Genomic DNA, 12,819 nt, shown 5'->3' with positions numbered 1-12,819 from the left:
CCGTCCACCTCGTTGACCACCGTCCACCTGACGTACGTACCTGTGGGTGCGCCGCGGGACGGCGCGACGACGGGTCGCCCCACGCCCTGATCAACTAGGTTGAGTCGGCAGCGGGGCGAGGTACGCAGCAGTACAGCGAGGAAGAAGGCTGAAGTCCGAGATGAACGCAGACAGCCGTACCAGGCTCGACCGGACGCCCGAGTGGATCGCTCTGGCCGAGCACCGCGAGGAACTCGGCGAGGTGCACCTGCGCGACCTGTTCGCGGCTGACCCCGGGCGCGGCAGCGGGTACGTCCTCCAGGTCGGGGACCTCCACGTCGACTACTCCAAGCACCTGGTCACCGACGAGACGCTGCGGCTGCTGCGCGAGCTGGCCACCGCAGCGGATGTGTTCGGGTTGCGCGATGCCATGTTCCGCGGCGAGAGGATCAATACGACCGAGGGCCGTGCGGTCCTGCACACCGCGCTGCGCGCCCCGCGGGGGGCGGTGGTGGAGGTGGACGGTGAGAACGTGGTGCCGCGGGTGCACGCGGTGCTCGACAAGATGGCCGCCTTCGCGGACAAGGTCCGCTCGGGCGGGTGGACGGGGCACACCGGCAGGCGGATCCGCACGGTGGTCAACATCGGCATCGGCGGCTCGGACCTGGGCCCGGCGATGGCCTACGAGGCGCTGCGCGCCTGGACCGACCGCTCGCTGGACGTCCGGTTCGTCTCCAACGTGGACGGCGCGGACCTGCACGAGGCGATCCGGGACCTGGACCCGGCGCAGACGTTGTTCGTCGTGGCGTCCAAGACCTTCACCACCGTCGAGACGATCACGAACGCGGCCTCGGCCCGTTCCTGGCTGGTGGAGGGGCTCGGCGAGGAGAAGGCGGTCGCCCGGCACTTCGTGGCGCTGTCGACGAACGCCGGGAAGGTCGCCGAGTTCGGCATCGACCCGGACAACATGTTCGAGTTCTGGGACTGGGTCGGCGGCCGCTACTCCTACGACTCGGCGATCGGCCTGTCCCTGATGATCGCCGTCGGGCCGGAGCGTTTCCGGGAGATGCTCGAGGGCTTCCGCATCGTCGACGAGCACTTCCGTACCGCGCCCGCCGGGTCCAATGTGCCGCTGCTGCTGGGCCTGCTGGGTGTCTGGTACGGCAATTTCCTCGGCGCCCAGTCGCACGCGGTGCTGCCGTACTCGCACTACCTGTCCAAGTTCACCGCCTATCTCCAGCAGTTGGACATGGAGTCCAACGGCAAGTCCGTGGACCGCGACGGGCAGCCGGTGGACTGGCAGACGGGCCCGGTGGTGTGGGGCACGCCCGGCACCAACGGGCAGCACGCCTACTACCAGTTGCTCCACCAGGGCACCAAGCTGATCCCGGCCGACTTCATCGGCTTCGCGGAACCGGTCGCCGGCCTCGCCCCCGGACTGGTCGCCCAGCACGACCTGCTGATGGCCAACTTCTTCGCCCAGACCCAGGCGCTGGCCTTCGGCAGGACCCCGGACGAGGTGCGTGCCGAGGGGGTGCCTGAGGAACTGGTGGCGCACAAGACGTTCAAGGGCGACCACCCGACGACGACGATCCTGGCCACCGAGCTGACCCCGTCGGTCCTCGGCCAGCTCATCGCCCTGTACGAGCACAAGGTGTTCGTCCAGGGCGCGATCTGGCACATCGACTCCTTCGACCAGTGGGGCGTGGAGCTCGGCAAGGTCCTCGCCAAGCGGGTCGAGCCCGCGCTGACCGACGGCGCCGACATCCCGGGCCTCGACGAATCCACCAAGGCGCTCGTCGCCAAGTACCGCGCCCTGCGCGGTCGTTAGCGGTCACGCGGCACGGGGGGCGGGCGGCGCGGGGCCGTCCGCCTCGACGCGGGCGGACGGCGGTCCAAGGCCGCCGGATCACCGCTCGGGCCACCGGGCTCGGGCCACCGGGCTCGGGCCACCGGGCTCGGGCCATCGGGGTCGGGCCCCCGCGCTCGGGCCACCGCGCTCAGGCCACCGCGCTCAGGGTGTCCGCGAGCCGCCGTCGTGCCGCGCGGGCCGCGGGCAGGGCGGCCAGGGCGGCCGCGCCCAGCACGGCGGCCGCACCGAACAACAGGAGCAGCACCGGGGACGGCCCCTGGGCCAGCCCCGCACCGATCCCGCTGGAGCGGCCCTGGGCGTCGATCAGCCAGTGGGCGAGCGGGATCCCGAGCGCCGTGCCGACGGCGACCGAGGCCAGCGCGGTGCAGGCGGTGGACGTGACGGTGATCGCGGTGATCTGCCGCGGGGAGAGGCCGATCGCCTTCAGGGCGAGCAGGTCCCGCTCGCCCTCGCGGACGGTGCCGCCGATCGCGGTCAGCAGCTCGATCAGCCCGATGAGCGCGAGGACGGCGATCAGCCCGGCGACGACTCCTCGCAGCGGCGACAGCCCGTCCGCCGGATTCACCACCGGATGCACGTCCAGGCGCCCGTGGGCGGCCGCGGCCAGCCGGCCGGCGACCTCGTGCGGATCGGCGCCCGGTCGGAGCCGGAGCTGGTAGAGGGTGGGACGCAGCCGCGGGTCGTTGTCGCGGAGGGTGTCGAGCGAGGTGGAGATGACCCGCCCGGCGTTCTCCGGCTCGATGCTGCGGCCCACGATGTGCAGGATCTGCGGCTGGTCGCCCACCGTCATCCGCACCCAGTCGCCGACGCGCACCTGCAGCAGGTCGAGCAGACCCTGGCCGGCCACCGCCTCGTCGGGACCCCGCGGGGGGCGCCCGTCGGCCAGGGCGTAGGGGTAGGGGTCCTGCCGGGTGCCCAGGCCGCGCAGGGCGATGGTGGCCGTCTGGCCCGGCACGAGGGCCGCGACCTCCACCCCCGGGTAGGCCGTGGCGACCTGCGAGCTGCCGTTCAGCAGGGAACGGGCCGCCGTGTCCCCGAGACCGCCGTCGGGGCGCACGGTGAGGGCGGCCGGGAGACCGACCTGCTCGGGGCTGCTGTGGAAGCGGTCGATGGTGGTCCACGCGCTCATCGCCACCACCATCAGCAGCAGCGGCAGCGCCAGCCGGGCGATCGTGGCCAGCGACCGGGGACGACGCGTGAACGCCTGGTGCCAGCCCAGGACCAGCGCGGGCGGCAGCCGCAGTCCGAGGGCCCTGCGCGCCACGCCCGACAGCCGCCCGCCGGCCGGTGCCGCGGGCCGCGGCACCGGCACCGGAGGCACCCGCCCCGCCCGCCAGGCCGCCAGCCCCGTGGTCGCGGCGATGAACAGCACGGCTCCCACCGGCACCGTGAACAGCGCCACCGTGTGGTCGGGCAGCCCCTGCCACACACCGATCGCGTCGCCGAGCCGGCCCGGGATCCTCCGGCCCAGGCCCTGGGTCAGGGCCGCGGCGGCCAGCGCGCCCAGCAGCGCGTAGGCCACGTGCTGGAGCAGGAAGATCCGTACGACCTGGCCGGGTGTGAAGCCGATCGCCTTCAGCACCGAGATGTCCCGCAGATGGCCGCGGATGCGGGTGCCGATCGCCCCGTGCACCGCGAACCCGGCGGCGATCAGCGAGCCCAGGCCGAACAGGCCCAGTACCTGGCCCAGCAGCCGGTTGTCGCCCTGCGCCTCGGACCGGGCCTGCCGCCAGGTGGAGACCTCGTCGACCGCGCCGGCGCCCAGCACGGTGACGGCCCGCTGGACGGCGTAGTCCGTGTCACCGGGGTCGGTCAGGCGCAGCCCGGTCACCTGGCCGCCGGGGTTGCGCACGGCGGACGGCGGCGCCCAGACGAGCCCCGGCTCCTCCCCGGGGCTGTAGCGGGGTTCGGCGCTGTCGGCGATGCCGAGGACGGTCAGGGTCCGGGTCGTGCCGGGCAGGGTGAGCGTGTCACCGGGCTCGGCCAGCAGCGCCCGGGCGAGGCGGCTCTCCAGCACCACGCCGTCGGGGTGGGCGGGGTCGAGCCAGCGGCCGGAGGTGAGCAGCGGGCGGCCCACGGAGGGCAGCCGGGGGGTGCCGCGCAGTTCGACGGAGGCGCGGGTGCCCCGTGAGACGACCGTGGTGGACTCGGTGGGGTACGGGCCGGTGACGGCCTCGACGCCGTCCAGGACTGTGAGCCGGCGGGCGTCGGCCGAGGGGGCGGTGTGGATCCAGACATGGGCGCCGTGTGCCTGCGTGAAGATCCGCTGCCAGGGGTTGGTCGCATAGCCGAACAGGGCCGTGGCCAGCAGGAGCGAGGCGACGACGCCGGCGGTGGCGAGCACGAGGAACAGCGCCTCGCCGCGGTGCGTCCGCAGATCGGAGTGCGCCCAGCGCAGGGTGGCTCGCACCGGCCTCAGCCCCTCGGCCCTGTCGTCACATTCGCGTCGTCCGCCCGAAGGGCGGGCCGCGCGGCGTCGTGGGGGTCCCCCCGCTCGAGCGGAGCCGAGAGTGGGGGAGCGTGCTCTCGGCGTGCCGGGCTCTGACCCACGTACTGGATGTACTTGGGTCCGGGCCAGGGGCGGCGAGTGGGGGTGCCCCCTGCTCGAAGAGCTTGGGGGAGCGTGCATGGCGTCGCACGGCAGACGGGAATGTGACGACAGGGCCTGGGCCCGTGCGGGGCGCGGCGGGGGCCCGGCGCGTGTGCCGGCCGCCCCGCACGGCCGTCCCTCGGCAGCTGGTCGTCCACCGCAGTCAGTCCTTCAGCTCCAGCACACCCGAGATCCCCGGACGCCGCGACGGCGTGCCGTCCAGCTCCGCGTCGTCGGCGATGCGGCCGTCGAAGAAGCTGATCACCCGGTCCGCGGCGCTCGCCAGCCGGGCGTCGTGGGTGACCAGCAGGATGGTCTGGCCGCGCTGGTGGAAGCGCGAGAGCAGCCGCATCACCTCGCGGGTGCCCTTGCTGTCGAGGCTGCCCGCGGGCTCGTCGGCGAGCAGCAGCGGCGGATGGTTCACCAGGGCCCGGGCCAGCGCCACCCGCTGCTGCTCGCCGCCGGACAGCTCGCCCGGCATGCCGCGCTGTTTGCCCTCGAGGCCCAGCTCGGCCAGCAGCTCCTGCCGCTCGGACCGCGCCTGCCTGGGCGACCGGCCGGCGAGCAGTGCCGGCAGTTCGACGTTGTCCGCGACCGACAGGTTGGACACCAGGTTGAAGAACTGGAAGACGATCCCGATGCGCTTCCTGCGCTCCACGGCCCAGCGCGCCTCGGTGTAGGAGTCGGTGCACTCGCCGTCGAGCCAGATGCTGCCGCGGTCCGGCCGCTGCAGCCCGCCCAGCAGGTGCAGCAGCGTCGACTTTCCGGCCCCCGACGGGCCGGTGACGGCCACGAACTCGCCCTGCCGCACGCGCAGATCGACGCCGCGCACGGCGTGCGCCGGCGCGCCCTCGCCGTAGTGGGTCTTGACGAGGCCCTCGGCCCGCAGCAGAGGAGCGGGGCTGTCGCTCACTCCAGCTCCTCCAGTTCCTCCTGGCACCGCTCCAGCCAGTCGAGGTCGGCCTGCAGATGCAGCATCGCGCCCTCGATCAGCAGGTGGGCGATCCGGTTGTCGCGGTCTTCGGCGGCGGCCAGTCTCGACAGGTTGCGCATGGTGGTGAGGTATTGGCGCCGCTGCTTGTTGATCAGGGCGATCTGGTCGGCGAGACCGGTCTGCGGGGCGAGGGCCAGCTTCATGAAGAACTCGTCGCGCACCCGGGGCTCGTCCGCCGTCTCCTCGAACCAGGCGCGCAGCGCCTCCCGCCCGGCGTCGGTGAGGTGGTAGATCTTCTTGTTGGGTCGGCTGGACTGCTCGATCTCCTCGCCCTCGATCAGTCCGGACTTCTCCAGACGGCCGAGGGTGACGTAGATCTGGCCGACGTTGGGCTGAGGGTACGCGGAGCCCAGCAGTTGCTCAAGGTCCTGCTTGAGCTCGTAGCCGTGGGCCGGGCCGCGCGAGAGGAGAGCCAGGAGAGCCAGGCGCACTCGTGCTGTCCTCCTCGCGTGCTCGTCATGTGCTCCAGGCCCTAGTATCGCCCATACCTAACAGGTATACATGGCCCTGACTCGGGCGAGGGTGCCCGGTGCCGGTGTACAGGGAGGAACCTATGCGGTGGATGCGCGCCGCCGGTAGGGGCCTTCTTGTCCTTGCTGTGGTCATGACCGGTTACATCACCCCGGGCGCCCGGGCCGACGAGGGGGCCGCGCACGGCCGTGGCCCGCTCACCCTGGCGACCGCGGGCGACCTCACCGGCTACCTCGGCCCGCTGCTGGAAGGCTGGAACCGCACCCATCCCGGCGAGCGCGTCACCCTCGTCGAGCTCCCGGACTCGGCCGACGAGACCCACGCGCAGATGACCACCGATCTCCGGGGCGGGGACCGCGGCCGCTTCGACGTCCTCAACATCGACGTCGCGTGGACCTCCGAGTTCGCGGCGGCGGGCTGGATCCGGCCGCTGCCGCGCGACCGCTTCCCGCTGGCGAGCTTCCTGCCGCCGGTCGTGGGCACGGCGACCTACGACGGCCGGCTGTACGCCGTGCCGTACGTGACCAACGCCGGTCTGCTGCTCTACCGCAAGGACATCCTCGCCGAGGAGGGCGTGCGGCCACCGCGCACCTGGGCCGAACTGGAGCGGGACGCGAGAACCATCGCCCCGAAGTACGGACTCGACGGCTACGCGGGCCAGTTCCTGCCGTACGAGGGCCTCACCGTCAACGCGGCGGAGGCGGTGTACTCGGCGGGCGGCACGATCCTCGGCGACGAGGGCGAACGCGTCACGGTGAACTCGGCGGCGGCCCGCGAGGGCATCGGGTTCCTCGCCCGGGGTGTGCGCGAGGGCTGGATACCCAAGGCGGCGCTGACGTACAAGGAGGAGGAGTCCAAGCAGGCGTTCCAGGACGGCCATCTGCTCTTCCTGCGCAACTGGCCCTATGCGTACGTCGTCGCCTCCGCCAGGGGATCCGCGGTCGCCGGCAAGGTCGGCGCCGTGCCGCTGCCGGGCCCCAGCGGGCCGGGGACCAGTGTCCTGGGCGGCTCCAATCTGGCCGTCAACACCCACGCGCGGCACCCCGATTCGGCCGCGCGGCTGATCGCGTACCTCACCAGCGAGCGCGTCCAGCGCCAGGTGCTCACCCGCGGCGCGCTGCCGCCCGTACGGGCCGCGCTGTACGACGACCCCGAGCTGGTGCGGGAGTTCCCGTATCTGCCGACGCTGCGGGCGAGCGTCCGCGCGGCCGCCCCGCGTCCGAAGAGCCCGCGCTACGACCAGGTCAGCCTGGCGGTGCAGGCGGTCATGCACGACGCGCTGACCGGGCACGAGACGCCCGAGTCGGCGGTGCGCCGGCTGGCGCGCGAGCTCGCGTCGATCTCCCACCGCTGACCGTCACCCCTCTCCTAGTTACTTGTTAGGTAACGCGGACGTCTCTCTTCGCTTCGAAGTAAGCCGATACGTCCGCATTTGTAAGGTCAACTGTCCAGTAGTTTACCGCTTTTCATTGACACTCCAATGTCACGCCTACTTAACATGCATGCATAACCGTAAGCACGCACAGACAGGTCGACGGGGTGAGTCTCAAGCGCATCCGCACCCACCGCTGGTGGCGCGACGCAGTGATCTACCAGGTGTACGTCCGCAGCTTCCTGGACAGCACCGGCGACGGCATCGGTGATCTGGCCGGAGTCCGGGCCGGACTCCCGTATCTCAAGAAGCTCGGCGTCGACGGGATCTGGCTGAGCCCCTTCTACCCCTCGCCGCAGCACGACCACGGCTACGACGTGGCCGACTACTGCGGCGTCGACCCCGTCTTCGGCGACCTCGCCGAGTTCGACCTGCTCGTGGCGGCCGCCCGGCGGCTCGGCGTCAGGGTGCTGCTCGACATCGTCCCCAACCACTGCTCCCACGAGCACCCGTGGTTCCGCGAAGCCCTCGCCGCCGCCCCCGGCAGCCCCGCCCGGGCCCGCTTCCACTTCGCCGACGGCCGCGGCCCGGACGGCTCCGAGCCGCCCAACAACTGGCACGCCATGTTCGGCGGACCGGCCTGGAGCCGCGTCACCGAGGCGGACGGCCGCCCCGGCCAGTGGTACCTGCACATGTTCACGCCCGAGCAGCCCGACTGGAACTGGCGCACCCCCGACGTCGCCGACCACTTCGACCATGTGCTCCGCTTCTGGCTCGAGCGGGGCGTGGACGGCTTCCGCATCGATGTCGCCGCCGGCCTCTTCAAGCACCCCGCGCTGCCCGACTCCCCGGACCCCGAGGCCGACGCCCGCACCCGCGACTCCGTCAACCCGCTCGCCTGGAACCAGCCCGAGGTGCACGAGGTGTGGCGGCACTGGCGGGCGGTGTGCGAGGAGTACTCGGCGGGCGACGGCCGCGAGCGCCTCCTGGTCGGCGAGGTCTCCGTGCCGACCGCCCGGGAACACGCGCGGTACGTCCGGCCCGACGAACTGCACCAGGCGTTCTTCTTCGACCTGCTCAGCGCCCCCTGGAACGCCGACGCCTTCCGCAAGGTCATCTCCGAGGCGATGCAGGACATAGCCGGCACCGGCTCCACGGTCACCTGGGTCCTCAACAACCACGACCAGGTCCGCACCGTCACCCGCTACGGCGAGCCCACGACCGGCGGCAGCGGCCTCGGCGCCGCCCGCGCCCGCGCCGCCGCGCTGCTGATGCTGGCGCTGCCCGGGGCCGCCTACATCTACCAGGGCGAGGAACTGGGCCTGCCCGAGGTCGTCGACCTGCCCGACGACGTGCTCACCGACCCGATCTTCCGCCGCACCGGCAGCCGCGCCCGCATCCGCGACGGCTGCCGGGTGCCGCTGCCGTGGTCGGGCACGGCCTCCCCGTTCGGCTTCACCTCCGGTGCCGAGGGCGCCAAGCCGTGGCTGCCGCAGCCGGAGTGGTTCGCCGAGCACGCCACCGACCGCGCCCTGGCCGACACCCGCTCCTTCTGGCATCTCTACCGCGACGGCCTCCAACTGCGTGCCGCGCTGGATCAGTTGGGAGAAGGCACGCTGCGCTGGCTGGACACCCCGCCCGGTGTCCTCGCCTTCGTCCGCGGCGACGACCTCGTCTGCGCCGTCAACTTCACCACCGCGCCCACGCCCGCGCCGGTCGCCGGCACGCCCCTGCTGTCCAGCGGACCCTGCCCGGCCGGAGTGCTCCCAGGCTCCACGGCCGCCTGGTGGATCAGCGACGGCACCGGCCTCTGATCCCGTCACCTCCCTCCCCGTCACCTCCCCAACCCGAAGGGACATCAACGATGATGAGACGACGTACCACCCTGCTCACCGGCTGCACCACCCTCGCCCTGGCACTCGGGGCGACCGCCTGCGGCGGCAGCGGCCCGGTCTCCGCCGGCGGCGGGGACAAGGCGCTCAGCGGCCAGACGGTCACCGTGGCCGGTGTCTGGTCCGGCAGTGAGCAGAAGAACTTCCAGAAGGTGCTGGACGCCTTCGCCGAGAAGACCGGCGCCAAGACCCAGTTCGTCTCCACCGGCGACAACGTCTCCACCGTCGTCGGCAGCAAGATCGAGGGCGGCAACGCCCCCGACGTCGTGATGGTTCCGCAGGTCGGCGTGCTCCAGCAGTTCGCGAAGAAGGGCTGGCTCACCCCGCTGTCCCCGACCGCCCGGAAGACCGTGGACGCCGACTACGCGAGCGTGTGGAAGACGTACGGCAGCGTCGACGGCACCCTCTACGGCCTGTACTTCAAGGCCGCCCACAAGTCGACCGTCTGGTACAGCCCCGACGCCCTCACGCAGGCCGGCGTCAAGCCTCCGACGACGTACGACGACATGCTGAAGGCCGGGCACACGGTCTCCGACTCGGGCCTCGCCGCCTTCTCCGTCGCCGGGCAGGACGGCTGGACGCTCACCGACTGGTTCGAGAACGTCTACCTCTCCCAGGCCGGACCCGAGAAGTACGACGCCCTCGCCACGCACAAGCTGAAGTGGACCGACGCGAGCGTGGTCAAGGCGCTCGGCACGCTCGGCAAGCTCTTCAAGGACAAGCAGCTGATCGCGGGTGGCCAGAAGGAGGCCCTCAACACCGACTTCCCCGGCTCCGTCGAGAAGGTCTTCGGGCCCAAGCCGGAGGCCGGCATGGTCTACGAGGGCGACTTCGTCGCCGGGGTCGCCCATGACCAGTTCGCCAAGAGCATCGGGAAGGACGCGAACTTCTTCCCGTTCCCCGCGGTCGACGGCGGCACCGCACCCGTGGTCAGCGGCGGCGACGCGGCGGTCGTCCTCAAGGACGGCAAGAACGCCAAGGCCGGCATGAAGCTCCTGGAGTACCTCGCGACCCCCGAGGCCGCGGCCGTGTGGGCGAAGGCGGGCGGCTTCCTGTCCCCGAACAAGCACCTCGACCTCTCCTCCTACGGCGACGACGTCACCCGTGCGACCGCCAAGTCCCTCGTCACGGCGGGCGACTCGGTCCGCTTCGACATGTCCGACCAGGCGCCGGCGGCCTTCGGCGGCACCAAGGGCGCGGGCGAGTGGAAGCTGCTGCAGGACTTCCTGCGCGACCCGTCCGACCCGCAGGCGACCGCGGCGAAGCTCGAGGCCGCGGCGGCCAAGGCGTACCAGGGCTGACCTGCCGTGACCGCCACCACGCTCGTGAAAGAGGCGAGTCCACCGCCCGTCGCACTCGCCGCCCGCTCGCGGCGCCTGCGGCGGCGCGGGCGGTTGATCGCCCTGCTGTTCGTCTTCCCCGCGCTGCTCCTGCTCGGCGCCCTCGTCGTCTACCCGGTGCTGTTCTCGATCGGCCGCAGCTTCTTCGACGCGTCCGGCACCCGCTTCGTGGGGGGCGACAACTACACGGAGATGTTCCGTGACCCCACGACGCTCAAGGCCATCCGCAACACCACCATCTGGGTGGTCGTCGCTCCGACGCTGCTGACCGGCCTGGGCCTGGTCCTGGCCGTCCTGGTGGAGAAGGTCCGCTGGGCCACGGCGTTCAAACTGCTGCTGTTCATGCCGATGGCGGTGTCCTTCCTCGCCGCCGGCATCATCTTCCGGCTCGCCTACGACGAGGACCCGGACAAGGGCGTGCTCAACGCCGCCGCGGTCTCCGTCCACGACGCCTTCACCGGCACGTCGTCGTACCCGGCCGCACGGGCCCGTGACGGCCAGGGCCTCACCCGGGCCGGGGACGGCTCGTACCGGACGAGCGCCACCGTGTCGCCGGGCGACACCGTGACCCTCGGGCTCGTCGGCGTCCTGCCCAAGGACCTGCCCGCGGGCGCCGAGCCCGCCTACGCGGCGGCCGGACGCCACGCCGCCGCCGGTGAACTGCGCGGTGTGGTCTACCTGGACTTCGCGCCCGGCGGTGGAGGGCGGCAGGGGAAGGTCGACCGGCGGGAGAGCGGGCTGCCGGGGATGAAGGTCGAGGCGGTCCGCGACGGGCGCACCGTCGCGCGCACGGCGACCGCGTCCGACGGCTCCTTCCGCTTCGGGCAACTCGGCTCCGGGGCGTACACGGTGCAGCTCCCGGCGTCGAACTTCGCGCCGCCCTACCAGGGCATCTCCTGGCTCGGGCCGACACTGGTCACCCCGGCCGTCATCGGGGCGTACCTGTGGATCTGGACCGGCTTCGCGATGGTGCTCATCGGCGCCGGGCTGTCCACCCTGCCGCGGGACGCCCTGGAGGCGGCACGGATGGACGGCGCCAACGAGTGGCAGATCTTCCGGCGGATCACCGTGCCGCTGCTGGCACCCGTGCTGACCGTGGTGTTCGTGACGCTGGTGATCAACGTGATGAAGGTCTTCGACCTCGTCTACATCATCGCGCCCGGGCCGGTGCAGGAGGACGCCACCGTGCTCGCCACGCAGATGTGGCTGGTGTCCTTCGGCGGTGGGAACAACCAGGGGCTCGGCAGCGCCCTCGGCGTGCTGCTCCTGCTGCTGGTGATCCCCGCGATGGCCTTCAACGTCCGCCGTTTCCGAAGGAGTCAGCGATGAACGCGGTCAGGCGCGGTCTGGGCAACGGGGTGGTACAGGCCTTCCTCGTGGTGATCGGCCTGGTCTGGCTCACGCCGCTGGCGGGGCTGTTCCTGTCCTCGCTGCGCTCCACCCAGGACACCGCCAAGGGCGGCTGGTGGACGGCGCTGGCCAGTCCCGGGCAGCTGTCCTTCGACAACTACTCGGCGCTACTGAAGAACGCGGGGATCACCCAGGCGTTCTGGAACACCGTGCTGATCTCGGTGCCGGCGACGGTGCTCGTCGTCGTCATCGCGGCCCTCGCCGGATACGCCTTCGCGTGGCTGGACTTCCCGGCGCGCGAGCCGATCTTCCTGCTGGTGGTGGCCCTGCTGGTGGTACCCGTGCAGATCGGGCTGCTGCCGGTCGCCAAACTCTTCGGGCAGCTCGGGCTGTTCGGCACGATCCCCGGTGTCGTGCTCTTCCACGTGGCGTACGGTCTGCCCTTCGCCGTCTTCCTGCTGCGCAACTACTTCGCGGAGATGCCGCGGGAGATGCTGGAGGCGGCGCGGATGGACGGCGGGAGCGAGTGGCGCATCTTCGTCCAGCTGGTGCTGCCCGTGGGACGGCCCGCCATCGCCAGCCTCGCCATCTTCCAGTTCCTGTGGGTGTGGAACGACATGCTGGTGGCGCTGCTGTTCGCCGACAGTTCCTCGCAGCCGCTGACCGTGGAGCTGCAGTCCCAGATCAGGCAGTTCGGCAGCAACATCGATGTGCTGGCGCCCGGGGCGTTCCTGTCGCTGATCGTGCCGGTGGTGGTGTTCTTCGCGTTCCAGCGGCACTTCGTCCAGGGGGTCATGGCCGGATCGGTGAAGTGACCCCGTCGTGGGGGGGGGGGGGGGGGGGGGGGGGGGGGGGCGCGCGCCGCCCCCCCCCCCCCCCCCCCCCACCCCACTACGCTCCGAGCGCCCGCGACAGGGTGTAGATCAGCAGGCCGGCGAGGGAGCCGACCACTGTGCCG

Annotated in this window: 9 protein-coding genes; 6 read left to right on the top strand and 3 right to left on the bottom strand. The window is 72.0% G+C overall.

Going from position 1 to position 12,819, the window contains the following annotated elements; translation table 11 throughout:
- Positions 1-160 precede the first annotated feature (160 nt).
- A complete protein-coding gene (gene pgi / locus ACFYMU_RS12345) occupies positions 161-1,810 on the top strand; it encodes a glucose-6-phosphate isomerase (protein ID WP_388371848.1) in 1,650 nt (549 codons plus the stop codon).
- 169 nt (positions 1,811-1,979) lie between these two features.
- Here pgi and ACFYMU_RS12340 read toward each other — a convergent pair whose 3' ends face one another.
- From ACFYMU_RS12340 to ACFYMU_RS12330, 3 genes are all read right to left on the bottom strand, one after another.
- Positions 1,980-4,262, bottom strand: a complete 2,283-nt coding sequence (locus ACFYMU_RS12340) for an ABC transporter permease (RefSeq protein ID WP_388371847.1) — start codon at positions 4,260-4,262, stop codon at positions 1,980-1,982.
- Between the two features lie 343 nt (positions 4,263-4,605).
- On the bottom strand, positions 4,606-5,355 hold the full coding sequence (locus ACFYMU_RS12335; protein WP_388371845.1) for an ABC transporter ATP-binding protein: 750 nt from the start codon (positions 5,353-5,355) through the stop codon (positions 4,606-4,608).
- Entirely contained in the window at positions 5,352-5,867 is a 516-nt protein-coding gene (locus tag ACFYMU_RS12330) for a PadR family transcriptional regulator (RefSeq protein ID WP_388371844.1), read from the bottom strand. Before ACFYMU_RS12330 ends, ACFYMU_RS12335 begins: the two co-directional genes overlap by 4 nt.
- A gap of 122 nt (positions 5,868-5,989) precedes the next feature.
- On the opposite strand from ACFYMU_RS12330, the gene ACFYMU_RS12325 reads away from it, so the two are divergent.
- The 5 genes from ACFYMU_RS12325 (at position 5,990) to ACFYMU_RS12305 (ending at position 12,676) form a co-directional block, all read left to right on the top strand.
- Positions 5,990-7,261 (top strand): ABC transporter substrate-binding protein, encoded by a 1,272-nt coding sequence (locus tag ACFYMU_RS12325; protein WP_388371843.1) that lies wholly within the window; start codon positions 5,990-5,992, stop codon positions 7,259-7,261.
- Between the two features lie 185 nt (positions 7,262-7,446).
- Entirely contained in the window at positions 7,447-9,093 is a 1,647-nt protein-coding gene (locus ACFYMU_RS12320; RefSeq protein ID WP_388371842.1) for a glycoside hydrolase family 13 protein, read from the top strand.
- A 50-nt stretch (positions 9,094-9,143) separates the two neighbouring features.
- A complete protein-coding gene (locus ACFYMU_RS12315) occupies positions 9,144-10,472 on the top strand; it encodes an ABC transporter substrate-binding protein (RefSeq protein ID WP_388371840.1) in 1,329 nt (442 codons plus the stop codon).
- Positions 10,473-10,478: 6 nt separating this feature from the next.
- Complete coding sequence (locus tag ACFYMU_RS12310; protein ID WP_388371839.1) at positions 10,479-11,840, top strand: ABC transporter permease subunit; 1,362 nt, start codon at positions 10,479-10,481, stop codon at positions 11,838-11,840.
- The gene (locus ACFYMU_RS12305) at positions 11,837-12,676 is read left to right on the top strand and encodes a carbohydrate ABC transporter permease (protein ID WP_388371837.1); all 840 of its coding nucleotides are present in this window, start codon (positions 11,837-11,839) and stop codon (positions 12,674-12,676) included. Before ACFYMU_RS12310 ends, ACFYMU_RS12305 begins: the two co-directional genes overlap by 4 nt.
- The last annotated feature ends 143 nt before the right edge of the window (positions 12,677-12,819 follow it).

The sequence above is a fragment of the Streptomyces sp. NPDC007264 genome (assembly GCF_042869095.1).
GTDB lineage: Bacteria > Actinomycetota > Actinomycetes > Streptomycetales > Streptomycetaceae > Streptomyces.
This window is presented reverse-complemented; position numbering and strand designations above follow the sequence as displayed.